The organism is Streptomyces sp. Q2, assembly GCF_056820935.1.
This window is the reverse complement of record NZ_JBXEJE010000020.1, coordinates 93983-116669: the sequence shown is the minus strand read 5'-3', so window position 1 is coordinate 116669 and position 22687 is coordinate 93983. Positions and strand designations below refer to the sequence as shown.

General features: G+C 68.7%; 46 protein-coding genes. 5 read left to right on the top strand and 41 right to left on the bottom strand.

Translation table 11 applies throughout. The features are described 5' to 3' along the window. Window positions 1-51: 51 nt before the first annotated feature. From ACWBNA_RS23095 to ACWBNA_RS23070, 6 genes are all read right to left on the bottom strand, one after another. On the bottom strand, window positions 52-549 hold the full coding sequence (locus ACWBNA_RS23095; RefSeq protein ID WP_482706365.1) for a hypothetical protein: 498 nt from the start codon (window positions 547-549) through the stop codon (window positions 52-54). A gap of 162 nt (window positions 550-711) precedes the next feature. Then, entirely contained in the window at window positions 712-1020 is a 309-nt protein-coding gene (locus ACWBNA_RS23090) for a hypothetical protein (protein ID WP_482706364.1), read from the bottom strand. After that, on the bottom strand, window positions 1020-1205 hold the full coding sequence (locus tag ACWBNA_RS23085; protein WP_482706363.1) for a hypothetical protein: 186 nt from the start codon (window positions 1203-1205) through the stop codon (window positions 1020-1022). The genes ACWBNA_RS23090 and ACWBNA_RS23085 overlap by 1 nt, the downstream gene beginning before the upstream one ends. Before the next feature lie 2 nt (window positions 1206-1207). Continuing rightward, window positions 1208-1573, bottom strand: a complete 366-nt coding sequence (locus ACWBNA_RS23080; RefSeq protein ID WP_482706362.1) for a hypothetical protein — start codon at window positions 1571-1573, stop codon at window positions 1208-1210. Continuing rightward, complete coding sequence (locus ACWBNA_RS23075; protein WP_482706361.1) at window positions 1570-1926, bottom strand: hypothetical protein; 357 nt, start codon at window positions 1924-1926, stop codon at window positions 1570-1572. The genes ACWBNA_RS23080 and ACWBNA_RS23075 overlap by 4 nt, the downstream gene beginning before the upstream one ends. A 118-nt stretch (window positions 1927-2044) precedes the next feature. Continuing rightward, the gene (locus ACWBNA_RS23070) at window positions 2045-2461 is read right to left on the bottom strand and encodes a hypothetical protein (protein ID WP_482706360.1); all 417 of its coding nucleotides are present in this window, start codon (window positions 2459-2461) and stop codon (window positions 2045-2047) included. A gap of 177 nt (window positions 2462-2638) precedes the next feature. Between ACWBNA_RS23070 and ACWBNA_RS23065 the strand changes: the two genes are divergently transcribed. The 3 genes from ACWBNA_RS23065 (at window position 2639) to ACWBNA_RS23055 (ending at window position 3277) form a co-directional block, all read left to right on the top strand. Next, window positions 2639-2872: a type II toxin-antitoxin system prevent-host-death family antitoxin gene (locus ACWBNA_RS23065; protein ID WP_482706359.1), complete on the top strand. Its 234-nt coding sequence runs from the start codon at window positions 2639-2641 to the stop codon at window positions 2870-2872. After that, window positions 2869-3009: a hypothetical protein gene (locus ACWBNA_RS23060; RefSeq protein WP_482706358.1), complete on the top strand. Its 141-nt coding sequence runs from the start codon at window positions 2869-2871 to the stop codon at window positions 3007-3009. Before ACWBNA_RS23065 ends, ACWBNA_RS23060 begins: the two co-directional genes overlap by 4 nt. Before the next feature lie 70 nt (window positions 3010-3079). After that, on the top strand, window positions 3080-3277 hold the full coding sequence (locus ACWBNA_RS23055; RefSeq protein WP_482706357.1) for a hypothetical protein: 198 nt from the start codon (window positions 3080-3082) through the stop codon (window positions 3275-3277). Here the strand turns inward: ACWBNA_RS23055 and ACWBNA_RS23050 are convergent, their stop codons facing one another. From ACWBNA_RS23050 to ACWBNA_RS22960, 19 genes are all read right to left on the bottom strand, one after another. Continuing rightward, window positions 3278-3760, bottom strand: coding sequence for a hypothetical protein (locus ACWBNA_RS23050; protein WP_482706356.1), 483 nt, complete (start codon window positions 3758-3760; stop codon window positions 3278-3280). A gap of 32 nt (window positions 3761-3792) precedes the next feature. Next, a complete protein-coding gene (locus tag ACWBNA_RS23045; protein WP_482706355.1) occupies window positions 3793-3993 on the bottom strand; it encodes a hypothetical protein in 201 nt (66 codons plus the stop codon). 16 nt (window positions 3994-4009) lie between these two features. Continuing rightward, window positions 4010-4198, bottom strand: a complete 189-nt coding sequence (locus ACWBNA_RS23040) for a hypothetical protein (protein ID WP_482706354.1) — start codon at window positions 4196-4198, stop codon at window positions 4010-4012. Continuing rightward, window positions 4195-4392 (bottom strand): hypothetical protein, encoded by a 198-nt coding sequence (locus tag ACWBNA_RS23035; RefSeq protein WP_482706353.1) that lies wholly within the window; start codon window positions 4390-4392, stop codon window positions 4195-4197. The genes ACWBNA_RS23040 and ACWBNA_RS23035 overlap by 4 nt, the downstream gene beginning before the upstream one ends. A gap of 14 nt (window positions 4393-4406) precedes the next feature. Then, window positions 4407-4922: a DUF6197 family protein gene (locus ACWBNA_RS23030; protein WP_482706352.1), complete on the bottom strand. Its 516-nt coding sequence runs from the start codon at window positions 4920-4922 to the stop codon at window positions 4407-4409. Further along, on the bottom strand, window positions 4919-5104 hold the full coding sequence (locus tag ACWBNA_RS23025) for a hypothetical protein (RefSeq protein ID WP_482706351.1): 186 nt from the start codon (window positions 5102-5104) through the stop codon (window positions 4919-4921). The genes ACWBNA_RS23030 and ACWBNA_RS23025 overlap by 4 nt, the downstream gene beginning before the upstream one ends. Window positions 5105-5192: 88 nt before the next feature. Continuing rightward, window positions 5193-5354: a hypothetical protein gene (locus ACWBNA_RS23020; RefSeq protein WP_482706350.1), complete on the bottom strand. Its 162-nt coding sequence runs from the start codon at window positions 5352-5354 to the stop codon at window positions 5193-5195. Window positions 5355-5395: 41 nt separating this feature from the next. Further along, complete coding sequence (locus ACWBNA_RS23015; protein ID WP_482706349.1) at window positions 5396-5578, bottom strand: hypothetical protein; 183 nt, start codon at window positions 5576-5578, stop codon at window positions 5396-5398. Window positions 5579-5597: 19 nt separating this feature from the next. Continuing rightward, window positions 5598-6008 (bottom strand): hypothetical protein, encoded by a 411-nt coding sequence (locus ACWBNA_RS23010; RefSeq protein ID WP_482706348.1) that lies wholly within the window; start codon window positions 6006-6008, stop codon window positions 5598-5600. 223 nt (window positions 6009-6231) lie between these two features. Then, window positions 6232-8478, bottom strand: a complete 2247-nt coding sequence (locus tag ACWBNA_RS23005; protein ID WP_482706347.1) for a hypothetical protein — start codon at window positions 8476-8478, stop codon at window positions 6232-6234. 60 nt (window positions 8479-8538) lie between these two features. After that, a complete protein-coding gene (locus ACWBNA_RS23000) occupies window positions 8539-9009 on the bottom strand; it encodes a hypothetical protein (protein ID WP_482706346.1) in 471 nt (156 codons plus the stop codon). Between the two features lie 28 nt (window positions 9010-9037). Beyond that, entirely contained in the window at window positions 9038-10375 is a 1338-nt protein-coding gene (locus ACWBNA_RS22995) for a hypothetical protein (protein WP_482706345.1), read from the bottom strand. A 50-nt stretch (window positions 10376-10425) separates the two neighbouring features. Next, entirely contained in the window at window positions 10426-10554 is a 129-nt protein-coding gene (locus ACWBNA_RS22990) for a hypothetical protein (RefSeq protein WP_482706344.1), read from the bottom strand. Window positions 10555-10557: 3 nt separating this feature from the next. Continuing rightward, entirely contained in the window at window positions 10558-10761 is a 204-nt protein-coding gene (locus ACWBNA_RS22985; protein WP_482706343.1) for a DUF4236 domain-containing protein, read from the bottom strand. A 5-nt stretch (window positions 10762-10766) separates the two neighbouring features. Beyond that, window positions 10767-10952 carry a hypothetical protein gene (locus ACWBNA_RS22980; RefSeq protein ID WP_482706342.1) on the bottom strand — a complete coding sequence of 62 codons (186 nt, stop codon included), beginning with the start codon at window positions 10950-10952 and terminating at the stop codon, window positions 10767-10769. A 111-nt stretch (window positions 10953-11063) separates the two neighbouring features. After that, entirely contained in the window at window positions 11064-11300 is a 237-nt protein-coding gene (locus ACWBNA_RS22975) for a hypothetical protein (protein ID WP_482706341.1), read from the bottom strand. Window positions 11301-11500: 200 nt separating this feature from the next. Beyond that, a complete protein-coding gene (locus tag ACWBNA_RS22970; protein WP_482706340.1) occupies window positions 11501-11788 on the bottom strand; it encodes a hypothetical protein in 288 nt (95 codons plus the stop codon). Continuing rightward, on the bottom strand, window positions 11785-12027 hold the full coding sequence (locus ACWBNA_RS22965; RefSeq protein WP_482706339.1) for a hypothetical protein: 243 nt from the start codon (window positions 12025-12027) through the stop codon (window positions 11785-11787). The genes ACWBNA_RS22970 and ACWBNA_RS22965 overlap by 4 nt, the downstream gene beginning before the upstream one ends. Continuing rightward, on the bottom strand, window positions 12024-12503 hold the full coding sequence (locus tag ACWBNA_RS22960) for a DUF6907 domain-containing protein (protein WP_482706338.1): 480 nt from the start codon (window positions 12501-12503) through the stop codon (window positions 12024-12026). Before ACWBNA_RS22960 ends, ACWBNA_RS22965 begins: the two co-directional genes overlap by 4 nt. 224 nt (window positions 12504-12727) lie before the next feature. On the opposite strand from ACWBNA_RS22960, the gene ACWBNA_RS22955 reads away from it, so the two are divergent. Both ACWBNA_RS22955 and ACWBNA_RS22950 read left to right on the top strand, forming a co-directional pair. Then, window positions 12728-13462, top strand: a complete 735-nt coding sequence (locus ACWBNA_RS22955) for a GntR family transcriptional regulator (RefSeq protein ID WP_482706337.1) — start codon at window positions 12728-12730, stop codon at window positions 13460-13462. Between the two features lie 78 nt (window positions 13463-13540). Then, window positions 13541-14191 (top strand): GIY-YIG nuclease family protein, encoded by a 651-nt coding sequence (locus ACWBNA_RS22950; RefSeq protein ID WP_482706336.1) that lies wholly within the window; start codon window positions 13541-13543, stop codon window positions 14189-14191. Between the two features lie 45 nt (window positions 14192-14236). On the opposite strand, the gene ACWBNA_RS22945 is transcribed toward ACWBNA_RS22950, so the two are convergent. The 16 genes from ACWBNA_RS22945 to ACWBNA_RS22870 form a co-directional block, all read right to left on the bottom strand. Continuing rightward, window positions 14237-14359, bottom strand: a complete 123-nt coding sequence (locus tag ACWBNA_RS22945; RefSeq protein ID WP_482706335.1) for a hypothetical protein — start codon at window positions 14357-14359, stop codon at window positions 14237-14239. Next, a complete protein-coding gene (locus ACWBNA_RS22940; protein WP_482706334.1) occupies window positions 14356-14712 on the bottom strand; it encodes a hypothetical protein in 357 nt (118 codons plus the stop codon). Before ACWBNA_RS22940 ends, ACWBNA_RS22945 begins: the two co-directional genes overlap by 4 nt. Continuing rightward, entirely contained in the window at window positions 14709-14861 is a 153-nt protein-coding gene (locus tag ACWBNA_RS22935; RefSeq protein ID WP_482706333.1) for a hypothetical protein, read from the bottom strand. The genes ACWBNA_RS22940 and ACWBNA_RS22935 overlap by 4 nt, the downstream gene beginning before the upstream one ends. Before the next feature lie 157 nt (window positions 14862-15018). Further along, on the bottom strand, window positions 15019-15204 hold the full coding sequence (locus tag ACWBNA_RS22930; RefSeq protein ID WP_482706332.1) for a hypothetical protein: 186 nt from the start codon (window positions 15202-15204) through the stop codon (window positions 15019-15021). Between the two features lie 145 nt (window positions 15205-15349). Beyond that, window positions 15350-15568, bottom strand: coding sequence for a hypothetical protein (locus ACWBNA_RS22925; RefSeq protein WP_482706331.1), 219 nt, complete (start codon window positions 15566-15568; stop codon window positions 15350-15352). A 1-nt stretch (window position 15569) separates the two neighbouring features. Beyond that, on the bottom strand, window positions 15570-16550 hold the full coding sequence (locus tag ACWBNA_RS22920) for a hypothetical protein (protein ID WP_482706330.1): 981 nt from the start codon (window positions 16548-16550) through the stop codon (window positions 15570-15572). Between the two features lie 2 nt (window positions 16551-16552). Further along, the gene (locus ACWBNA_RS22915) at window positions 16553-16741 is read right to left on the bottom strand and encodes a hypothetical protein (RefSeq protein ID WP_482706329.1); all 189 of its coding nucleotides are present in this window, start codon (window positions 16739-16741) and stop codon (window positions 16553-16555) included. A 79-nt stretch (window positions 16742-16820) separates the two neighbouring features. Continuing rightward, complete coding sequence (locus tag ACWBNA_RS22910) at window positions 16821-17186, bottom strand: hypothetical protein (RefSeq protein ID WP_482706328.1); 366 nt, start codon at window positions 17184-17186, stop codon at window positions 16821-16823. 43 nt (window positions 17187-17229) lie between these two features. Then, window positions 17230-17475, bottom strand: a complete 246-nt coding sequence (locus ACWBNA_RS22905; RefSeq protein ID WP_482706327.1) for a hypothetical protein — start codon at window positions 17473-17475, stop codon at window positions 17230-17232. Then, the gene (locus ACWBNA_RS22900; protein WP_482706326.1) at window positions 17472-18002 is read right to left on the bottom strand and encodes an NUDIX hydrolase; all 531 of its coding nucleotides are present in this window, start codon (window positions 18000-18002) and stop codon (window positions 17472-17474) included. The genes ACWBNA_RS22905 and ACWBNA_RS22900 overlap by 4 nt, the downstream gene beginning before the upstream one ends. A 327-nt stretch (window positions 18003-18329) precedes the next feature. After that, window positions 18330-18881, bottom strand: a complete 552-nt coding sequence (locus ACWBNA_RS22895; protein ID WP_482706325.1) for a hypothetical protein — start codon at window positions 18879-18881, stop codon at window positions 18330-18332. A 29-nt stretch (window positions 18882-18910) separates the two neighbouring features. Then, window positions 18911-19618 (bottom strand): hypothetical protein, encoded by a 708-nt coding sequence (locus ACWBNA_RS22890; protein ID WP_482706324.1) that lies wholly within the window; start codon window positions 19616-19618, stop codon window positions 18911-18913. Next, window positions 19618-19785, bottom strand: coding sequence for a hypothetical protein (locus ACWBNA_RS22885; protein WP_159050182.1), 168 nt, complete (start codon window positions 19783-19785; stop codon window positions 19618-19620). The genes ACWBNA_RS22890 and ACWBNA_RS22885 overlap by 1 nt, the downstream gene beginning before the upstream one ends. An 18-nt stretch (window positions 19786-19803) precedes the next feature. Then, window positions 19804-21180 carry a replicative DNA helicase gene (dnaB, locus tag ACWBNA_RS22880; protein WP_482706323.1) on the bottom strand — a complete coding sequence of 459 codons (1377 nt, stop codon included), beginning with the start codon at window positions 21178-21180 and terminating at the stop codon, window positions 19804-19806. Continuing rightward, window positions 21177-21761: an ATP-binding protein gene (locus ACWBNA_RS22875; protein WP_482706322.1), complete on the bottom strand. Its 585-nt coding sequence runs from the start codon at window positions 21759-21761 to the stop codon at window positions 21177-21179. Before ACWBNA_RS22875 ends, dnaB begins: the two co-directional genes overlap by 4 nt. Continuing rightward, on the bottom strand, window positions 21761-22669 hold the full coding sequence (locus ACWBNA_RS22870; RefSeq protein WP_482706321.1) for a hypothetical protein: 909 nt from the start codon (window positions 22667-22669) through the stop codon (window positions 21761-21763). Before ACWBNA_RS22870 ends, ACWBNA_RS22875 begins: the two co-directional genes overlap by 1 nt. Window positions 22670-22687 lie beyond the last annotated feature (18 nt).

The following is a 22687-nucleotide window of genomic DNA, read 5'->3' as shown; positions in this document are numbered from 1 at the left end:
GCACAAGAAGGCCCAGCCGCCCACGGGGACGACCGGGCCTTGCTCCGCGAATCAGGCCTCCCCGACCGCGCCTTCCTGGTCGAGTTGCGCGGCGAGCGCGTTGAACGCGGTCACGTACTGGTTGGCGGCCTTGAGGATCGCCGGCTCCGGCTTCACCGTGTACGTTTGCGCCGCCCCGTTCCCGAAGGTCACGTTGATGACCGCCGCGCCCTTGTTCTTGCGCCCCGTGGCGGCTGCGGACACGCCGGCGGTGGCGACGCCGGCGATGAGCCGGGTTGCAGTCCAACTCTTGTGCGCGCCGGCGTTGATGAACTCTGCCGTCCCACCTTTGACGGGGCCGAGCGAGGTGACGCCCATCTTGGAGGAGGGCCACATTTTCAACATGGCGGCCATGTTCATCGTGGCTTCAGCGGGGTGGCTGCTGCGCCACTCTTTGAGGGCGGCCTTTTCGGCGTCGCGCTGCGCGGCGGCTTCGTCCCGTTGCTGCTTCTTCTCGGCCTTCGCGGCCTGCTTCTCCGCAGCCTTCTGCGGATCCTTGCTGAAGAACACGGCGCCCCCCTGGGTTGATTTCCGGAGGGCATCATGCGCCGTCAGGGGGACCAGGGGTGGCGGTGTGTCCTAGTTGTGACCGTTCGGGTGGCGCTTATAGTCTGCGCGCCACACGCCTGTGGGCCCGCTCCGGTTCGAAGCGGGCCCACACGGTGGGGCGGTTCAGTGGCCTCCGAGTTGCAGCCACTCGGCGAGTCGCACAGTCTCGATGCGAACGATCTCGTTGTCGCGCACCGTCCGCCGCAGGCTTTCCCCGGTGAGCATCACAGCCTGCCACGCAGTGACATGGGGAAAGCTCTGGCGGATAAGGATGTGGTCGCCATGGAGGGGTTCGGCGACCGGATCGACGCCAGGCCGGCCGGTGCGTCCGGCCTGGCGGATCAGGTCATCCTCGATCGCCTGCGCGGCCTTGGCGTCGGCGGGCTTTCCCCAGACGGCATTGACGGTGACGAAGGTCAGCCAGGTGTCCATCAGTTCTCCTCTCGTCGCACGGCGACGTGTTCCCACACGTAGCCGCTGATCTCGTCGGGCTCGCCGGGGTTGGTGACGATGGTGTGGCCGTGGCGGTCGAGTGCCCGGACGGTGGTGGTGCCGCCGTCGTGGACGATGGCGTCGCCGACCCGGAGGTCGTCGGCGGGAATGTGGTGCAGGGGCACGGCTATTCGCTCCATCCGATGAGGCGGAACTCGACGCCCTCGGCCTCGAGCGCCTGCTTCGAGCTGCACTGCTCGGACGCCCAGACGAGGCGGAGGAGTGCGTCGCCGTGCGATGACGGGCTGGTTTGGTATTCGCCCCATAACTGGCCGTAGTTGTCGAGGAGGATCGCGTCGTGCTTGTCGGAGGGCCGGTCGGCGAGCGGGGCGATCCCGGCCTCGACGGCGGCGCGCAGCCAGTTGGCGGCCTCCCGGAGGAGCCTGTTCTGCTCCGTGCTGATCAGGTCATTCCAGGATCGAGGGGTGCCAGGGCCCTCCTCGGCGATGCGGTTCATGCTCTCGGCGAGGCGGCGGATGCGGGGGTCGTTCACCACTGGCCGCCCATGTGGGAGAGGATTCCGGTGGCGCGGTCGAGTGCCTGGCCGGCCTGCGCGAGCAACTGCCGGGCGTCGTTCAGCTCCTGCCGGGCTTCCTCCGCCGCTTCGGCAACGTTGGTGCCGTTGTCCATGCGGATGGCCTCGGCGTCCCTCATGGTGCGGAGCTCGCCCCAGATCTGTTCGATGGCCTGCGGCATTCCCCATACGGCCTGCTTGATCTCGTTGATGGTGCTGTAGATCTGGGAGGGCTCTTCGAAGGCGTGGGTGCCGAGGGTGCGGTGGTTGAGGGCCCGGATTTCTTCGGCGGCGCTTCGGGCGATGGTGGCGGGCTCACGGTTCAGGTCCACGGGTCAGTCCTCGTCTCGGTTCCAGTAGCGGCGGTCTTCGAGCGCTGCGGTGTAGGGGTCGTGTCGGATGTGCGGTGGATCGGCGGGCCCGGCCGGTGAAGGCCGGGCCCAGGCTGGGTTAGGACTTGGCTTCGCAGCGGGGGCAGAAGGTGTACAGGTGGGCCAGTTCTTTCGACTCGATCTCGCTGCGCGTCTGAAGCCTGGCCTTCTCGTGCTGGGAGAGCGGGCGGGCGTACCACCTGATGCTCTTCCGGCACTTCGCTCGGTAGTCGGTCCCCGTGCCCTGGAACTTGTGCAGCAGCATGGATGCACTTGCCGTGCCCCACTCCTGAGGCTCTTCGGCCGGTGCGTCGACCCGGACCAGGCGGACCTTGCGGCCGTCCTTGTACTCGATGGCGAAGTCGGTGCGGGTGATGGACGACATCGTGCGCACGTCGCGATTGCCGGCCATCTGTGCGTGGTTGATCTCGTCCAGGCCCTCACGGATGGAGACGTTGGTGGTGACACCGTTCTCGGTGCGCTCGTAGACCTTCATTGCCGTCTCCCCTGCTGGTCTCCCTGGCGATGCCCCTTGCCGAGCTCCACCTTCCTTACGAACCTTACAGTTCAATCCGAGAGGTTCGCAAGGTGCTTGCAGACCTTACAGACAAGGATCTTCGTAAGGTCGCAGCCTGGCATTCCTTACAGACCTGACGCGCCTTACACTCCTGACATGAAGAAGCCGCAGAGCGTCCCCGTCGAGCAGGCGCGTAAGGAGTTCGCCGACCTTCTGGACGGCAGCCAGCACAAGGCCGAGCACACCGAGATCACCCGACGAGGGAAGCGCTCAGGGGTTCTCGTGCCGCCCGACTGGTACGACGCCGCCCTCTCGGACCACGAGGAGCTGAAGGCCGCCCGCCGCAGGATCGCCGAGCTTGAGCAGGCTCTTCAGGAGAAGGCCGGATGACCTGGAACCCGCTCCGCATCATCCGCCGCTGGCTACGCGACCCGGACTACTTCCAGGCGTGCGCCTACGGCTTCGCCTTTGCGCTGGTCATCGTCACGTTGACCGTTGGCCCGATCATGCTGGGAGCCGGGCGGTGACGGGCACCCCCGAGTAGCCGCTTCCCCGATTCCGCCCGCACTCCCCCACCGGCCGCGTCACACTTCGGGCATGGACGACATCGTGTTCATGGTGCGGGCGAAGAGCCGGGCGGTCTGCCAGCAGCAGCTGGATCTGATCTGCGAGCGGATGGGTGCCCGGCCGGCGACGTTGCCGACGAACGCGGTCGGCTCCGGCTGGGTGGCGCGGGCTGTTCCGCGTATGGCGAAGGCCCGGACCGATGACGGTCCGGGCCCTTCCGCTGGCTGATCAGGCGGTCTGCAGCTGCCGGTGGATGATGCGGGTGACGTCCTCCCACTCCCCTTCGGTGAGCATTCGCGCAGCACCGGGTGCTGGAACCTGCGTGTGGGCGTAGACCGGCTCGACCAGGGGGACTTCGCCCTGCCAGTTGCCTGTGTGCTGCCAGACGATTTCGCGCCCGTCGTAGCTGGATCCGGCGGGCAGGAAGCGGTCACGCAGGTCGAACTCCTCGCCGGTTTGCGGGTGGATCCACTGGTTGGCCTCGTCGGCGGCTTCGGCGCAGGGCCCGCACTGGTTGTCGCCGTGCAGGTCGTTCTCGCAGAAGTAGCCGCCGCAGCCGTGCTCGTCGCCGCCGGGCGTCTTCCCGCACAAGTGGGCGAGACCGCGGTCGATCTTCGCTTCGCAGCCATCCCGCTCGCAGACGGCCTCGACGCCGTACCCGGCTTCGATCTTCTCGCCGTTGCGGATGATCTCGTAGTACGCGTATCCCATGGTTCGAGTGTCCTCTCAGGCGAACGTGACGGTCATTGCCCGCGCTTCTGCCAGGCGGCGTATTTGGCGTTGGCGTCGGCTTCTGCCGCGCCAGGCGTGGCGGCCGTTGCCTGAACGATGACCTTCTGTTTGGTGTCGTCGACGATGGCGGCGGCCCACCGCTCGCCCGCTGGTATCGCGTCGCCCCGGAGGGAGCCGACGTTTTCCCACGTTTCCAGCCGATGGTTCTGCATGGGTTTCTCCTGTCGGTCAGGTGAGTTTGATGCTGGTGGCGGTCCAGGGGCGGCGGGATCCCTTGCGGACGCCGTCTTCGCGAATCGCGTCGGCGACGAACCTGCGTGCCTCCGCCTCCGAGTTGGCGCGGACGATTCCGACGGTTTCGCCGTCGTGGTATTTGCCGTCGCTGACGGCGGCGGTGAAGCGGTACGTCTTGGTCACTGGCGTCGCCACCTGGGCTTGTGCTCGGCGGCGGCGCCGAGGATTTGGAAGGCGACCTCACGACCGTCGAGTCCGGCTTCCTCGGCTTGGGCTACGACTTGGTCGGCCTTCTTGGTGCTGCCGCGGCCGAGGACGCCGCCTCGCTGGAGCTGGCGGCCGGCTTCACGGATCTCGTCGGGGGTGGGGTTGGGCATGGGGTTCTCCTTTGTCAGATGCCGCGGCTGTGGCCGAGTTGGGCGGCGCGGTCGAGGTAGCACAGGACGGGGGCGGGGCTGGTCTGGGCGTCGTTCCAGGAGGGGATGGATTCGGCGTCCGCGAAGTCGGCCTGGATGGCGTCGAGGAGGAGGACACAGGCGTCGTCGGCTTGCCAGCCGCTGTCGGCTTCGATGCGGATGGCGCCGATGGGGCAGCGCCGGGTGCCGTGGTCTTCGCGGAGGCCGCCGCGCAGCCAGCCGTTCGTTTCGATGTGGACGCGCGCCCGGTGCAGGAGGGCGGCGAGCGGGGTGCTGTACGGGCTGACCGCCGGCGTCAGGGTTGGCTGGAGCGGGACGATTTCGGCGATGTCGGGGATGGGGTCGGCGCCGGGCAGGTGCGCGGTGTTCACCTCGAAGGCAACGGCGGCCTCGTCGAGGCGGACGGTCATGTCGGCCAGGCGGAGGGCGAGCCGGGCGTCCAGGTCGAGTTTGGGCGGGCTTGCCGCGGGGGCGAGAACAGTGGTGGTCATCGGCTGGCCTCGCCGCTGCCCTTGCATTCAGGGCAGTTGACCTTGCGCTGCACGCGGCCGTGCGCGGTGTAGAGGACACCGTTGCCGGAACAGTGCCAGCACAGGCCGCGGGCGGTCGCTTCGCCGGGCGAGAGGCCGCCGTTCTGCGCCTCCCATTCTTGATCGGTCATGCGCTTGGGCATGATGGAGGTCTCCTTGGTTCGCTTGCGGGCTGGGGAGGGATGGGGCGCCCCTGATTGCTGGCAGGCGGGAAGGGGCGCCCCGGCTTGGCTATCGTGCGGCGCTGATCTCGGCGTCGGTAATTCCAGAGGCATGGGCGGCGGCGATGATTCGGTCGCGCTGTTCGAGCTGGTGCGCGGCGGGCTCGGGGGTACGAGCGATCAGGTCCTCGGTGTTCGCGGCGAGCGCGAGCAGCTCCTGCCTCGTGGCCATGTGTAGATCCCTTCTGGTTGTTGTGGACTGGATGGGCTCAGCTACTGGTCGCGGCCGAACGGGATGGCCATCGACGCTTCGGTCATGTCGCGGAGTTCGGTGCCGTCGGTGGTCCGGGTGTTGAAGCGGGCGATGGCCTCGTTCTTGAGTCGCTCGGTTTCCGCGCGGTCCCCTCGCTCGCGGGCGGCGATGTAGTCGCGGACGCTCTGGTGGGTGGTGTTCACTGGTTCTCCTTGATCGTTGTCAGAGGCGCCAGGATCCGGCGGATCGGCGGTTGCGGGGGTTGCTGCCGCCCGCGACGTGCTTCTCCAGGCCGCGGAGTTCGGCCTCGTCGAGGACGCCCTCGTAGTCGTTGCTGCCGAGGGGTGCACCGACCTGCGGGCCGGGGCCGGCGAGGGGACGCATGCGAGCGGGCGGGCGCTCGTAGACGGTGCCCTGCGTGGCGAGGAGCTGTGCGGCGGACATGTGGCCAGTCATCCAGTGCCCGGTGATCGGGGACCGCCAGTCGAAGGTGTACTCGCGGTACAACTTGCTGTCCTCGTAGGGCGCCATGTTGGTGGCGATGTGGGCGACCGTGTACACGGTGGTGCCCTTGCGGATGTGCCGGTTGAGGTCGCGGATGCCCTGCTTGGTGGGCTCCCAGGTCTTCGGCATGAGTGGATCTCCAATTCCGGTTTGTTGTGGTTTATTCCTGCTGCTCAGCCCTGCTCAGCGGGTAAAGGTGCAGGTCAGGGCTGCTCAAGGGTCTGCTCAGGCCCTGCTCAGAGCAGCCGTTGAGCAGGCGCTGAGCAGCAGGCTGAGCAGCCGTGACCTGCGGGTTTGCGGCGTGAGCAGGGCTGAGCAGGCCCTGATCAGGGGTACATATTTCACATAGCGGTCACAGCAGATGGCGGAGGCGATCACGCTTGAAGCCGCGCGGACTCTTCTCCTCGCCGATCGGCCCGAGCGTGATCGGGCTTCCGGCGCCGGCCTTCTTCATCAGCGCCTTGAACTCGTCGACGGCCATCTCGCCGTAGGCGTCCGAGTCGTACTCCTGCAGCGCGAGCAGCAGCGTCTCCGTCTTCATCCGGTCGACGTCCGCCTTCTCCATAACCGTCACGGAGTCCTCGACGGCGGCGCGGGCGGGGCCGTTCGTCAACTCCGCTCCCGCGGGCGGCTCGGCGTCGCACAGCCTCAGCAGTTGCTCCCAGGTCAGGAGCTCGACCGGGGCGGGCTTCTTGAGGTCGCCGTCCTTGTCGTACTCCGGCTCGACGTACTCCGGCAGGTCCACGCCGCGCATCGCGTCCAGGCTGTCCTGATCGGGGTCGAGGAGCCCGGCCTCCAGTCGCTCCTGCGCCAGATGCCGCAGGGTGTCGGACGGAATCTCGTGGATGGCGTACTCGATCGGCTCGTCGGCTTTGCCAGGCACACCCTTGATGTAGATGTGGCCGGCGTCCTTGGGGTCGGTCTGGGTGGCTGGGGACAGACGGTGCGGAAGGTATCCCTCCTTGACGGAGCCGTCGCCGAACACGGAGCGGGTGTCTTCGACCTTGCAGGGGCCGACCGCCTGCAAGGCGACCATCTGGGCGATGTTCGCTCCGAGGTAGGTGCTCTGGCCGCCCTGCGATGCGGCCTCCACGACGATCAACTCTTTGCGGCCGACGAGCAGCAGGTCGTTGTACAGGCGTTTGGCCAGGGCGCTGGCTTTCGGAAGCTCGTCGTAGAAGATCGTGATGGCCGGGCGTTCGGGGCTGGGCTGCCACTTCTTGCCCATGCCGAGCTTGGCCCGCAGTCGAGCCCGGCCCTTTGCCATGACCAGGAAGAACAGCAGGACGGCTTCGATCTGCTCGTTGGTGCGGGCGGTGATCCGGACAGCGTCACCGAGGTCTTCCAGCCCGTCACCGAATGGGTCGAGGTCGATGGTGATGTTGTCGCGGCAGGCGGTGACACCCTCGGCGAGGGCCTGGAGGATTCCGGTCTTGCCGCCGCCGGATGCGGCCACCCACAGGCCCATGACGCCGGCCAGGGACAGCTCGAGCGGGTCGCCGCCGACGGAGGTTCCGACACGGAATTTGTCGGTGATCGACAGGGACTTGGGGGCGCGGTACGGCAGGCCGGGGGCGGACGCGAACGGGTTGCCGTCGACGAGTCGCAGGACGGCGCACGCTCGCCGGGCCTTGATCGGCTGGGGTCGGACGCCGTTGGTGGGCAAGTCGAACTTGGTCTCCAGGTCGCCACTCTTCGCGATGATCGCCTCGGGGGTGCCGTCGGAGACGCGGACGGTGCACTGCCAGCCCCAAGGCTGCTGCTGCACGTCCGACACTTCGACGATCGGCACTCCCTCGGCCCGTGCCGCGAGCAGGACGCATTCAGCGAGCTGCTGGGGCGTGCGCGCGTTGCGGATCGGGTACGGCTTGGCGCCTTCGGCGAGCTGCTCGACGTTCATGACGACGTGCGATCCGACTGTCGGCGCTCCCCCGGCCGTCCCCGCCTGGAACGTGGCGGGCAGGACCGGGGTCAGGCCGAAAGGGGCCTCACCGTCCTGCTCGCTGTCCCGGGCGACAAACGGGCGGGAGATCAGATACCAGCCCCAGCTCGCCCCAGCCGCGGCGACGGCAAGGATGAGCGGCTGCCCGTTGGCCGCCTGCTCTATCGCTGTACCCAGCACCGGGAGGGAGGCGAGACCTCCACCTGCGAGGATGCCTGCGCGCATGGCCTTCTTGCTCTGCCGGACGGCGTTGATTTCCCGGTCGTTGGGCGGCAGCACGACAGTGTTGCGGAGCGCCTCCAGCTTGGATTCTTCGGACGCTACCCGGCCGGCGTGGGAGGCGAGGCTACTGGCGTTGCCGCCTTTCTCATCCGCTTCTGCCGCGGCCTTGGCGACGACGAAGTGGGCGTGCGCCTGTGCTGCAGCGCGCTGTTGCTGGGCAACCTTCTCGTCGTGCTTGCGCTGCTTCTTCTCGATGGCCATGTGGATGACGGCCACCTCGTCGAGGTCGGCGGTGGCCAGCCAGTCCTTGGTGCGGGCGGCGGCGTGGCCGCGCTGCTCCTTGAAGGCGGCCTTCGCGCGGTCGCCACGGCCGGGCTCGTCGGCCTCCTTGTCGGGCTGCTGCTCGATCGGTTCGGGCTGCACTTCGGTGGCCACTGGCCTGGTCCTTCCTTGAATGGGGGCGGGGCCCGGGGATGGGCCCCGCGGAGCGTGTGGCTACAGGCCGCCGAGGACGTTGCCGAGGGAGGCGATAGCCGAGTTGGTGATCTGGTCACCCATGGCGCCGATGACCGTGCCCGAGAGGGCGATGCCGAACAGGCCGACCAGAACGGCGTCACCGGGCTTGATGTCGCGGTGCTTCACGCGAACGAACACGACGATGCCGAGGACGAGGATCGCGACGACGCCGCCAGCTACAGCACCGCCGGAGGCCTGGGTCTGGATCTGCTGTCCGTTGACTCCGGCCGGCTGCACGCTGTTCGGGTTCTGCAGGCTGGAGCCGCTGCCGTTGTCGGGGGTGAGGCCGTTGGTGATGCCGGCCGGGTCGTTGACGTCGGTCTTGGCGATGGCGACGACGGTCGCCTGGTGCTGGTCGGTGACGGTGGCGGATGCGGTGGCGGCAGCCCCTCCGAGGAGGGCGACAGTGGCGGTGCCCGACACGGCGATCCGGCGGATGGTCTCGTTCATTTTCAGACTCCTGGGTAAGGGTGGTTGGTCAGTTGGTCGGGGCGGGTTCTGCCTTTACCGCGTCGCGCAGACGCATGGCGTATTTGGTGCGGCAGCCGACGGCTTCGCGGACGTTGCGGGCGGAGAGCCGGCCGGTTCCGCCGAGGGCCTTGGCGAGGGCGCGGACCTTGATCAGGTCGGCTTCTTCGAGGGGCCGTTCCGTGTCCGGGTCGACGGGACGGCTAGGGGGCTGCTTCCCTTTACCCTCAAGGGCTGTAGCGGTCTGGCGGCGCCTCTCGGAGCGGGCACGTGACCCTCCCCCCGTGGGCCCGTTCGGAGTGCCTCCTGCGGGCGTTCCGGTGGGTCCGTCGTCGCCGCGATTCGAGCCGAAAATCTCGGCGAGCCACAGGTCGACGGCAACGCTTTCCGGGGTTCGCCCGTAGTCGTGCATGACCGTCTCGATCGCCTCGCGGGCGGCCTCCTTGGAGGCGAGAGATTCGGCCGTTACCGACAGCGGCAGACCGTGCATCGTGTCCCACGCCTGCTGCCACGCCGCCTCACGCTCGATGCCGCCCGTCGGGTGCGCGGCGATGATCCGCTCGAACTCGGCAAACTCGTTCGGGAAGAGCCTCCAGCGGCGCTCGTCCTCGACCTTCTCGACCCGCTCCCGCTCGCGCTGAGCCTTCGCCGCTTCACGTGCGGCGCGGCGGTCGCGGGCTCGCTGCGCCAGGTTCCGCCCGTCCTCGGCGGCCTTCGACTCCAGGAACTGGCGGACCTCCGCCAGCAGCGGGCCGATGATCGACGTGGCGGCGAGTGCATAGCCGGCGACGGCGCCGTACTCGGTGACGCCGTGCGCAAAGTTGATGTAGCCGGCGAGCCCGGCCAGGGTCGCGGTGAGCATCCAGAACGGCCAGCGGGGCAGGCCCTTGCGGTGTGCCCACCGGGTGCCCATGACGCCGACCCAGGCCAGGAGTTCGAGAAAGAACGGGACCGGGGCGAGCGTCCAGGCAGGGCCGGGGTTGGTGTCGTCCTTGCGGTGCAGGCCGAGGAAGTACGAGATCTGGGCGGGCAGCGCGGCGAGGAGGCCGAGCGCCATGACGACGTTGACGAGCAGCTTGAACGTGGTGCCGTCGTCATCGCGCTTCTCACGGCGCTGCGCCTTCCGGGCCGCCGTGTCGTCCTTAGCGGTGTCCTTCACGTCGGCGAGCGTCTTGAGGAGCTTGGCCTGCTTGACCTGCTCGGCAAGCTTGGCGGTCTCGGTTGCGGCGGCCCCGGCGTCGGCTGCTTGTGCAGCGGCCTGGGCTTCGGCCGCGATGCGGGCCGTCTCCGCCTTGGTCTTGGCTACGTCGGCGTCACGCTCCTCCCAGGAACGGTATCCGCTGCTCATGGCTGTCCTTCCAGGACTCGGTGGGGGTGAACGGGGCTTGCGGTGGGGGGTTACTTTTCGGTTCGGGAGCAGCCCGCGCCGGGCGGGCAGATCGGCTTCTTGAAGCCGAGGAGCGTGCGCTCCGGTTCGGCGCCGGGCTGACCACAGATCCAGCAGGGGGTCTTCTCGTCGGCAGCCATCAGCTAGTCCTCTCGATGGCGTCGGGTGGTGGTGCTCCTCCAGCCGAAGGGGCCGGGAAGATCCATCGAGGTGGTGCGGCGTCCGGTGCTGCTGATCGTGTGGCGGGGACCGTTGCCGCCGCCCAACGTGATCGACCAGGAGCGCCGGTTGATGTTGAGGCGGACCCCGGGGAAGATCCGGAAGCTCTTGCGGAAGGTGACCGGCATGGCGGTCACCTCGTGTCGGCGCGGAAGCTGCCGCCCGCGCCGCGGATGCTGAAGCCCAACCCGGACACGTTCGCCGAGACCGCGCCGGGGGCGATCCGTGCCGCCTCGTTCAGCAGGTCGGCGATCTGCCGGCCGATCTCCTGGCTGCGCGCCGTCTGAGCTCGCAGCTCGTCAGCGGATCCGGTGTGCATGATCAGTCCCTTCGGGTTGTCGGTTGGTGTGGTGCTGGTCGTGCTCGGGCCCGGCCAGAGCCGGGCGCCGTGACGCAGGCGGGGGAACCCACGCCACGGCGATCAGGGGGGTCAGGCGGCGGCCGGGTAGTCGAAGCCGTCGAACTCGGCGGCGAGGGCCTTATCCCGCTTCACCGCACTCCGGATCAACGCCATCCGGCCCTTGTCGCCAGCCTTACGGGCCTCGGCGAACGCGGTGAACAGGTCGGTGATGCTGAGGCCGGAAGCCTCGGCAACCGTGGTCGTGGCACGGGCCTGCCGGCCCAGATCCGTGTGGGCGAGATCGGCATCGAAGATGAACGGAGACATGGTTGATCACGGGACCTTTCAAGGTCGCAAGGAACGAGTGGGGGTAGTGCAGGGGGTGGAAAGCCGCGGGCAGCGGGGACGGAGGGGGAGCCGTGAACCTCCCGCCACCCGCGGCGGTAAGGGGGGTTAGCGGGGCCGGGTCTCGCTGCGGCGGTTGGCTTCGGCGACCTTCCGGGACAGTTCGGCACGCTCGGAGTCGGTCACGACGCCTCCCCAACCATGCGCAGATGCCGGCCGCCCGGCTTGGCGGGCTCGACGATCGGCCTCTCAGCCCGAAGGCCGGCCATGAGGCTCAGGTCGAACAGGTTCGTCACGTCGACGTCGGCGTGGCCCAGCTCCTCCCCGTCGTCGATGACGGAGACCGTGAGCCGCAGCGTCGGCCCCACCGGATGCGGATGGGCGGCCACCAGTCGGGACACACCGGCCAGGAAACCGGTCGCCGTCCGCGGGGCAAGCATGCGGAGCACCGCACGCTCCTCCCCAGTCACGACGTCTCCTCGACGATCACGAGGAAGCTGTCCGAGGCCAGGTCCATGACCACGCGGGCCGGGACGCCGTTACGGCGCTGCACCGCGGCGTAGGACTCCGCCGGCCACTGGCCACGCGGGGCACCAGCCGAGAACCGCTCCAGCACCTTGCGGGCCGGCTTCGGGGCGGGCGGGGTGGAGCGGACGTAGGTCGCGGCCTGGTGGGCCGCCGCGTCCAGAACTTCCAGCACGGTGCTCATGCCGCCACCGCCTCGACGTGCTGGTTGTGCAGGCGAGCGGTACGGGCGGCCTCGTCGAGCTTGTCGGCCAGCTTGCGCAGGTCGTTCGCCAGCTCGTTCGCCTTGTCCGGCGTCAAGTAGGCGTCGACGCTCGCCTCGTCACCGACGACGATGTGCGCGTCCCGCATCCGCTGGTCGCTCGACATCGGGTCACAGCCCAGCTTGGCGGACAGGGTGTACGCCGGCTGACTGTCGTTGAAGAACGACGGCACGTGGACCTCGAACTCGTCGCCGCTGTGGTCGACGTCCTCCAGGAAGTGCACCCACTCGGCGACGTGATTCGTCGTACACCAGTCTGCGCACGGTACGAAAACGATCTTCTGGTTCGACCCCGGGGCGCCGATCGCGACCGGCGCCAGCTGATGGCCCGGTGCGATCGCCGGGAAGGGGTGCACGTTCGTGAGCGGCTGCGTCGGGGTGGTGGCATGATTGGCCATAGCGGTTCTCCTGTTGTCGCAGGTAGTCCGTGGCCCTTGGTCGGTGTTGTGGAAGGCCCGACCGGGGGCTTTTGCGCGTTCAGGGCGCACCCGATGAGTCCGCTTTCGCGGCGCCCTGTCGAGCACGAGGTAGAACGTACCATGAGCTTGGGGGTACGTTCTACCCCCCTCAAGATGGTACGTTCTACGCGAGAAGGAACTGCGCCTGCGATAGAGGGAGCTACATGGAAAGTCGAAAGGGGTACGCGGACATCGCCGCCGAGTACCGACAGAAGATCACTGACGGCGACCTAAGGCCTGGCGACCAACTGCCCACCGTCAACGAGCTGGCACAGACTCAGGGCGTCGCCCGGAACACGGCCGCCCGGGCCTTCAGCATGCTGAAGACCGAAGGGCTGATCACGACAAGGGCTGGCGCCGGTACGGTCGTAGCCGACCTGCCCGTCATCGTCAGCGGTGTCGACCGACTCGATCGGATGGCGCGCAACGGTCGGCGGTATGGGCCTGGAGAAGACTCCACAGGACACCGGGCCATGCGCCGCTCCTGCCACGACATCAGGATTTGCGAAGCGCTCGACATCGAGCCCGGTGACGAAATCATCATCCGCATCCGCACTTTCCGGCAGGATGGCAGGCCCACGTCCGTCGGCGTATCGGTTATCCACCCGCGCGCAACAATCGCCGTGCCAGAGGTGAGCGAAGACGGCCCGCTCCCACGCTTCTGGCAGCAGATGTACACCGAACGAACGGGCCGGCAGGTCATTCGTGGGCGGCGTCGGGCGCGAGCGCGGCAGGCATCGCAAGATGAACTCGATGCCCTAGGCATCAGTGCGCCGGATCATGTCGCCGTCGCCGTCCTCGTTACGAACGTCACCTTCCATGACGAGGACGGTCCGATCGAGCATTGGGAGGACGTCTACCCCCCCACCAAGGAGATCGATGTCCCGGACGCGAAGTAGCGCACGGAAGCAGTAAGAGGGCCCGCTCAGGTGAAGTGAGCGGGCCCCACTCATCATGATCCTACGCGTGGAGGGTTAGTGGCCCAGGAATTCGTCTACGTCATCGGTGCACCTGGTAGCAAAACCGTCAAGATCGGGCGCACCATCCATCTCGCCAGACGACTTACCGCGATCCAATGCGGTTCACCGCTTCCATTGCAGATCTTGTGGGCGCACCCCGGCAGCCATGAACTCGAAACGCAGCTGCACCGACACTTCAAGCATCTGCGATCACATGGCGAGTGGTTCACGTTCCGTTGTGAGCCAGTTCCGCTCATCCGGTGGGCGGTCGAGGATCAGCCTTGGCTTCGTCCAAAGATCAGCCTCGAAAAGGTCACCCCGCGCAAGGTAGTAATGCCTGGTCCGGCGAGGCTGCCAAAGTCCGAGCGGGCGAAGCCGCCGCAACAGCGCGTCGCTCCGATGTACCGCCAGATCGCTCGGCATGTTATGCAGGAAATACAGAGCGGGCACATTCAGCCGGGCCAGAAGTTGCCCCCTCGCCGGGTGTATGCAGCAGCCTTTGGGGTCAATCCTGAGACGGTCAAGCGAGCATGCGACCACCTGGAATGGGCTGGCCTCGTAGAGTGCCACTATTCCGCTGGTTATTCAGTCCCAAAGCTGCGCGCCAACCAAATCGCCGCCCTGCTCAACGCATTCGAGTTGGGCGAGCAAATCTCGCTCAGCTCCTGACCGCACACCAGAAAGCCCCCGGCCCATTCGGGCCGGGGGCTTTCGTCATGGCGGCGCCTGCCTGCGTCTTCGCCGTCGCGCCCGCTGCCACCGGTCGTGCAGGGCGATCACCGCGTTGGCGGCGGCTCCGGCGGCGACCATGAGGGCGGCGAGCAGCAGGTCGGTCACGGGTGCGGTCCGTCGTGGTCGGCGGGCCAGTGCCGGTCGGCGGCGGCGCATTCGGCGATGCTCGGCCCGGCGTCGTGGGCCGGGCGTGTGGCGGGCTCGGTCGCTTCAGTCGCTGTCTGCACGCCGTCGATGCGGGCGGCGTCGCGGATCCGCTGGGCGAGGTCGTCGCGGTTGGCGGTCCAGGGTGCGCCGGCTGCGATGAGGTCGGCGAGGTGGTGGACGCGGTCGAGGGCTTCCTGCCGCTTCTGGTTGGAGGCTTCGTGGCTGGCGCAGATGTCGGCGAGGTCGATCTCGTCGAAGTTGTTGAGGAACCAGCGGGCCCGGTCGGAGAGCTGCTCGTAGCGGTCGGTCATGCGGCGGTCTCCTTCGGCTGGTTGCGGGCGGCTTGGGCGTGCAGGGCGCGTATCGCGGTGCGGAGTCGGGCGGCTTCGGCGGGGAGTATCACGCCGCGCTCCGCACGGTCGACGATGATCAGGAGCTGTTCGAGGTAGGCGCCGCTCATCGCTTCCTCCGTCGGGCTGCGCGCCGGGTGGCACGGTTGGGGCGGGGTTCGGGTGCGCCGTCGGGCAGGTACTGCTCGCCGGTCGGGCGGAGTTCGGTCTCCCAGTTGGCGCCGGGCCGGCCTGGGCGTTCGCCGCGCGGGGTGCTGGACGGGCCGGTCACGACGGGCTCCCGGGTCCGGGCCGCGGTACTCGCCCGCTGGCGTTGAGGATCCCGTCGGCTTGGGCGAGGAGCCTCAGCGCGCGCCGGAGGACGGACCGGAGGGGTTCGCGGCGGCGTGCGTAGGCGGCGAGGATCGCGGCCGACTCGTCGTCCGGCAGCCAGCGGATCGGGATACGGGTCATCGGGCACCCCCGAAGCCCTGTACGCCCCCCAGAAGCCCGCAGGAGCCCTCCGGACGTCGCGAGGCACCGGCGAGCGGGGTTGAGGCGGCGAGAGGGGCGCTCAGGCCGCTTCTCGGGCCCGAGTTGACGTGGTGGGGATCTGCGGTCACGACTCGCTCCCAAGTTCTGTACCGGTTTGCGGTGCTTCAACACCCATTCGGAATGCGGCCAGCTCCACCGCCTCCGCAATCGACAGCTCGCCGTCCGAATCCGCCCACATTTCGGCGGCCCGCCGGGACAGTTCGTCCGCGACCGCCTGCACCTCCGGCGGCATTGGCGCCCGGCCCTTCCGACTGCGGAGGCCAGGCGCGAAGTCGTGGCCCATGTCAGGCCTCCTCGTCGGTCTGCACGCCAGCAGACGCGGCGGTGCAGGGGCAGTCCGGGTCAGGGTTGCCGCCCGCTACGGCGAAGCACGTGATCAGGTGGCCGGTCGTCTGCTCGTACTCGTCGGGCGCGGGCCGCGTCTCGATGTCGGGCTGCTGCTGCGCCTCGACGGCGTGTGGGCGCACCCCGGTGCGGAACGTCCCGTCGGCCACCGGATACACGGCGACGGTGTCGGACCAGTGGTAGCCGCGCTCATCAATGTGATCGCCACGGTGCTGCGCGGCCCGGATGCACAGGCGGCCGTCGTCGAAGCCGTGATGCTGCGCGGAGCACTCGGCGGCAGGCTCCTCCGGCTGCTGCGCCTCGTCGGCCAGACGGCTCGGATCGTCCAGCGCGGCACGCACGCTCTTGATGACGTCGGCAGGGTCTTCGTAGGTGTCGGGGTCGCAGGCGACCGCACGCACCCGCTCGATCGCCGCTTCTTTCCGGTGCAGGGTCTTGCACGCCTGCTCGTAGGCCCACGCGGTCGGGTAGGGCTGCCGGTCGTGGGCGATGGCAAGGTCACGCTCACGGCGCAGCTCGGTCTGCTCGGCGTCCGCGACGGTGATGACGGCGTCGAGCACGAGATCCATCTCGCGGTCCACGAGCTCGGTGCGTTCACCGTCCCAGCCATTCCCCCGCATGATCTCGAACAGTGGGGCGGCGTACCGGGCGCGGCGCTCGGTGGCGGTCCGGGTTGTGGGCGGTACGGCGGCAGGCACAGCAGCGCGGGTGTCCGGCTGCTCCTCGTCCTCGTCGCCGTCCTCGATCCGCTGGATCACCGCCCGCATCTCATCCGCCCACTCGGCAGGCACGTGGACGGGCACGTTGTCGCTGCGGCAAGGCTGCGTCGCGAGGTGGCCGTGGTCGTCTCCGCGCCAGCACCACCAGCCGACCTGCGGCAGCTGCTCGTCAGCGGACGGCGGAGTCTGGTTGTCGGTCATGGTCACAGTTCCCCTCGGTGCTGGAGCTCGGTGCGGAAGAGGCCGACGACTGCGGGCAGTTCGTCACCGGGCTGCGCCGGACGGAACCGGGCGGCCTGAGCGGCGTGGGTGCTGGCGAGACCGAGAGCGGCGTGCAAGACCTCGGTGGGTTCTTCGCGGAACGGGCGGTCGGTGGTCGGGTTGGTGTTCATGCGGCTCCTCGCGGTGCGTAGGGTTCGGGGCGCCGGCCGGACGCGATAACAGCGCGGCGGGCCGGTCCTGCGTGGGTAGTCACGGGGTGGGCCGCGGGCGGACCTTGCCGTCAAGATCGACCGGGTGCGCGTGCCGCGTGCCGCTGAACTTGCAGGCGATCACCGGGTCGTTGCCGCAGTCATCGACGACCTCGGCGTGCTGCAGAGTGATCTGGTCCTGGAAGTCGCCTTGGAAGGCGGCGGCGATCCACAGCCCCTCGTGACCGGTGTCGGGCCGCAGTTCGACGCTGTCGCCGACGGCCAGATCACGGAGGCACTCGCCGTTGTCGAGCTGGACGCTTTCGCTGCGGATGGTGATCGAGCCGATGAGGGTCTCGGTGGGCGACTGTTCCTCGGCTGCCAGCGTGACGTGGATGTTGCTGCTGCTGGCGGGGTCGATCTGCATGGTCGGGTTTCTCCTTCGGGGCGATGGGTCAGAGGGCACGGGGTCAGGCGCGGCGGAGGATCTCGTACATCCGCTCGGCTTCCGGCGAGCGGCCGAACAGCCAGCCCTCGCCGTGCTGGTCGCAGTACTTGGAGTCCTCTTCGCTGCCGGGGGCGAGGCGGCAGTGGTCGTGCTCGTCGACGCGGGGGCAGCAGCCGCACGTCGCCTCGCAGCACTCCTCGTCCGGGGTGCAGTCCTCGCAGCGGTCGCCGGTGCAGTACGGCGCCTCGCCGGGCACGGCCGCGGTCACTGGTTGGTCCCGGACACGCCACCAACAACAGCGGGAACGGCGGGGCGCTGGTCGAGGTCGGCGATCCACGCTGCGCACACGGCGGCGACTTGGACGAGCTCGGTGCGCAACGCGGCCGGGTCCTCCTCGGCCATCGCCTCCCGGACCTCCTCCCAGAAGATGTGCGACCAGGCGAGGAAGCCGTCCCGGTCCGCACGCTCGCACAGGGCACGCGCCTCGTCGGCGAGGTGCTTCTGCCGCTCGGGGTGGAGGCCGGTGCCGTCGGGGTGGTGCTGCTCCCCGAACTTGGCGAGCTGCCGCTGGCGTTCGGCGTCGACGTCGGCGACGAACGCGGCCATGCCTTCGGTGCGGGGCAGGACGTTCTTGCCGACCCACACGCACGTCTTCACGGTGAGCTGCGCGGTCAGGTCGTCGGTGCCGCCGGGGCCCATGCGGATCGGGGTGTCGCGGATCGTCTTCTCGATCAGCGTGGCGAGCGGGGCGAGGACTTGGAGTTCCTCGGCGGGGCGGCTGGTCTGGTCGGTCATCGGGTTCCTTCCGGTCGGGTGGTCGGGTCGGTGAGCTGGTATCGGCCGCAGTGGCAGCGGGTCGGAATGTCGCGGGACGGCACACCGTCCGGGATCGCGGCGCGGGCCAGAGCAGCCGTCCGGAAATGCGGGCCGCCAGACGGGCACGAGGCCGGTGGCGGCGGATCGGCGGCCGGATGAGGCAGCCACGAGTGGCGGGGCATCAGGGCTCCAGCAGGCGGATGGCGGGGTGTCCGGTCCCCCGGGCGCGGGTCAACGCGCGGCCGGGGCGGTCGGTAGGGTCGGGCCAGACCCGGGCGCGGTAACAGCGCGCCCGGGTCGCGGCGTTCACGCGGTGGGCAGGTAGTGGACTTGCAGGGCCTGCTCGTCGCCCTGGTCGGCGCAGTTCATGAGCCATGCACACTCGGCGTCCTCGGGCTCCCACTCAAACACCACCCACTGCGGCTTCAGCTCGGCCAGCTCGTCGCTGACGGCGGTCTCGTCGTCGATGCCGCAGTGCTCCCGCAGGTAGGTGGCGACGGCGGCTTCGGCCCTGTCCCGGTCGCCGGTGATCGCGGCCATGTCGCCCTCGTCGAACTCGACTACCAGGACGCCGCCGTACTCGTAGTCGATGCCGGGGTGCTGAGTGCCGGGCTGGAAGCGGCCCATGGGCAGAGCCGGGACGGGGCCGACCTCGTCGAGGTAGCGAAGCCCGTCATGGTCGGCCCGGAGCTGGAGGTTGGAGCGCTGCCCGTCGAGGCGGACCCACACAACGGGGTCGGCGGCGAAGGTGATCACGCCGGGGGTGTACACGTCCGCACGGTCGTCGACGGTGCTGCGGTGGACGCGGTATTCGATGCGGCGGCCGACTTCGGCCTTGGGCTGGATGGCGGCGGTCACGGGGTTCTCCTTGGTGTCGGTGGTGCAGGTCAGGCGGCGGTGGTGGTGCGCGCCCATTTGGCGAACCGGTCGGGGATTTCCAGGCCGAACGTCTGGAACTCCTCGACGAGGTAGCGCTCGAACTCGTCGCGGTGGGCTTTGATCAGCCGGTCGACGGCCAGCTCCCCCGCGTTCGCCCGGAGCTCCTTCGCCGTGGCGCCCATGGCCGCGGCGGTTTCGGCATCCCGCCGGCGGGAGTCGTCGCGCCGCTGCATTTCCTCGTGGGCTTCAGCCCGTAGCCGTCGGCATTCGGTGGCGCGGAGGAGGAGGCTGTCGCGGTGGCCGGTGGCTTTCTTCCGCCAGTCGTGCCCGGCGAGGCTCTTGTCGCTGCGCCGGTCACGGAGCTGCTGTTCAACGTCGGCCATCAGCTGCCCGAGGAGCCGCTGCCAGCGCTTGAGGTTGTGGCGGTGCCGGAGCGCACACCGCTCCTCGAGGTCGCCTTCACCGCGGGCGTCCGCGACGACGATCTCCCGGAAGTCGATGTCGGGTATCGCCCTGAGGCGTTCGACGATCGGCCCGGATGCGTCAGCAGCTTGGGGCACCTGCTCGGGCTGGTTCTTGGTCAAATGCCACCAGGTGCAGACACATTCGTAAGGGCTCAGGGGATCTTCGATGCGGAGCGCGACACGCTTGGCGGCGTTCTCCGCGGCAGCCCGCGTCGCGTACCGGGACTTCGTCGGATTCGGGCAGGCAGTCATCAGGCGGCCTCGCCCTGGTCGGCCCATCCGCAGGTCCAGGTGCGGCCACAGGTGGGGCAGCGGTACGTGGCGAGGACGGATCCGGGGCCGTTGGGCGTGACCTTGGCGGGCGGTATGGCGGGGCTGTCTTCGGTGAGGCAGCGGTCGCAGGTGTCGAGGTAGGGCACGGTGGTTCTCCTTTCGGGTCAGGTCTGGGCCATGTCCACGAATCGGGCGTAATGCCCTTGGAAGGCGACGGTGATCGTGGCCGTCGGGCCGTTGCGGTGCTTGGCGACGATGAGATCGGCTTCGCCGGCGCGCGGGGATTCCTTGTCGTAGGCGTCCTCGCGGTGGAGGAGGATGACGATGTCGGCGTCCTGCTCGAGCGATCCGGACTCGCGGAGGTCGGAGACCATCGGCTTCTTGTCCTGCCGCTGCTCAGGCCCGCGGTTGAGCTGGGACAGGGCGACGACAGGCACGCCGAGGTCCATGGCGAGGGTTTTGAGGCCGCGGCTGATCCGGGAGACCTCTTGCTGCCGGTTGTCGTTGCGGCCGGTCGTCTCGCCGCTCATGAGCTGCAGGTAGTCGATGACGACGAGGCCGAGACCGTGCTGGCGCTGTACGCGACGGCAGTGCGATCGGATCTTCGCGAGGGTGATGCCGGTGTCGGCGACGATGAACAGCGGCGACGACTGCATGTCCTTGCCGGCCTCGACCAAGTCCATGACCTTGCCGTCATCGATCGGGCCCTTGGCCTTCATCCAGTGCAGCGGGTACGTGGCGTGCGCGGACAGGAACCGCTTCTCGAGTTCCTTGCGGCCCATCTCGAGGGAGAAGAACGCCGTGGGGACGTCGTTGCGGATCGCCGTGTAGCGGGCAAAATCCCCCGCGAGCACCGACTTGCCCATAGCGGGACGCGCCGCGATGAGGATGAACTGGCCGGGCAGGAGGCCGCCGGTGAGGGCGTCGAAGTCGAGGAACCCGGTGAGGAGCCCGAGCTTGGGCCCGTGTTCGCGGATGTCGACGACTTCGGCGACGGTGTCCATGATGTCGATGCCGATGGACAGGTCTTCGTCGCCGGTGTCGGTGAGGCCGGCGAGCCCTTCGAGGGTGTCGTAAGCGTCCTGGATGATCTCGTCAGGCGAACGCTCGCGACTGTGGACACCCTGAGCCATACCGTTCCCGGCGGCGAGGATCTTCCGCAGGACGGCCTTCTCGCGGATGACGCCGGCGTAGTACTCGGCGTGGGCGACCGTGGGCACGGCCTGCACGAGGGCGAACGGGTAGCCGTGGCCGCCGCAGCGGGTCAGGTCGCCGTCCCGCTCGAGCCGGTTGGTGAGGGCGATCTGGTCGTGTGCGGCACCTTCGTTGTGGAGGTCTACGAGCGCCCGGTAGATCGCCTCGTGGCCGGGACGGTAGAAGTGCTCCGGCTCAAGGATCTCGACAACCTCCTCGAGCGCGTTGCCGGAGAGGATCATCGAGCCGAGGACTGCCTTCTCGGCGTCCAAGTCGAACGGCGGCGGCTGCGCGGCCGGACTGCCGTCGAATGCATCGTCGGCCGGGAACTCGTCGTCGTGGGTCATGAGGCCTTCCTGAAGTCGGTGCCGGTGAAGGTGGCGAAGGTGGATCCGCCGTCGGCGAAACGGGACTGAGTGCGCGGGCCGAGCGGCTCGAGGGTCGGCAGGTTGGTGGAGATCAACGTGGGCAGCTGGTTTTGCCAGCGGGCATCGATCAGTTGGGCGATCGCGTCGACCGTCCACGGGTACAGCTGCGTGGCGCCCAGGTCGTCGAGGGCGATCAGTGGGGCCTCACGCCAGGTCTGCATCCGCTCGTGATTGACGGGCCGGTCCGCGGCAGCCTTGAACTCGAAGTCGGAGACCAGGTAGTAGCGGCCGAACCAGCCGCGGCGGATCAGTAGTTCGCCGACCTTCCACAGGTGCCAGGTCTTCCCGGTGCCCGGTTCGCCCAGCAGCAGCAGTGAGGCGTGGGAGCCGGCGAGGAAGTCGCTGATCCACTTCTCGATCTCGGGCCGGACGGGATGGTCCTCGGTGAAGGACTTCGGGCGGCGGACCAGGTAGCGGTCGAGAGTCTGCGCGCGGATCTCGGCGCGAGCCGCGGCTTGGGCGGCGTCGTGGCGGGCGCGCCGCTCTTCGGCAGAGGTCATCAGAAGGGCCTCGCGTTCTTGTATTCGTCGGCGGTCGGAGTGGGCGCAGCGGCACCGGTGGCGGGGTGCGGGCGGTTCGGGCCGGTCCAGCCGCCGGGAACGGCGCGGAGGTGGCTGGCGCGGCCGGTCGGCTGCGGATCGGGCAGGGATTCCCATCGGCCGATCCAGGCGGTGACGCTGTCCGGCTCTCCGCGCTGCTGTGCGGCGGTGGCGGCGGAGCGGACCATGACGTCGACTCCGAGGCGTTCGACCTGGATGCGGATGCGCTCCCAGTCGGTGAACTTGCGGATGTCCCAAGCGACCGCTCCGAGGTCGGCTGCCGCCAGTCCTTCGGCGAGCGGTTGGAGAGCGTCGGGGAAGCCGTTTTTGCGTGCTGCCCAGCTAGCAGCAGTACCTACGTCAGTAGGTACTGACGGGACGGGCCGGGCCGGGACCTCGTTAGTCACGCCGTTACGAATCGCTTCGACCTGCGCGTTTCCCCGTGAAGCTGAACCTTTTCGTGTCGCCGTCGTGTCGCCGTCGTGCTGCGTTCGTGTCGCCGTCGTGTCGTCGGGCTGCGTTTTCCCGCCGTGAGTAACGCCGTTACTGCCGCCGTTACTCGAACCGTTAGACGGGGGTGTCGGCTTGCCGCCCTTGCGCTGACGGAACCGCTCCTGCCGCTCGGCGTTCTTCTTCCGCTCGGCAAGCACCTGGTCGCGGCTCGGGTTGTAATCGAGGTAGTCGTGGACGACCCAGCCGCCGTCGACGCGGTCCCATAGGCCGGCCTCTTCGAGCTGCTTAGCGGTCGCCTTGACGCCACGGACGTTCGCCACCAGCGCCAGCTCACGGTCGCTGATGTGCCCGTCCGTCAGGTTCTCGGCGCACCAGCACATGGCGGAGACGTGCAGCCGGAACGCCCGGTCGGACAACAGCGCGATCTTCCGGTG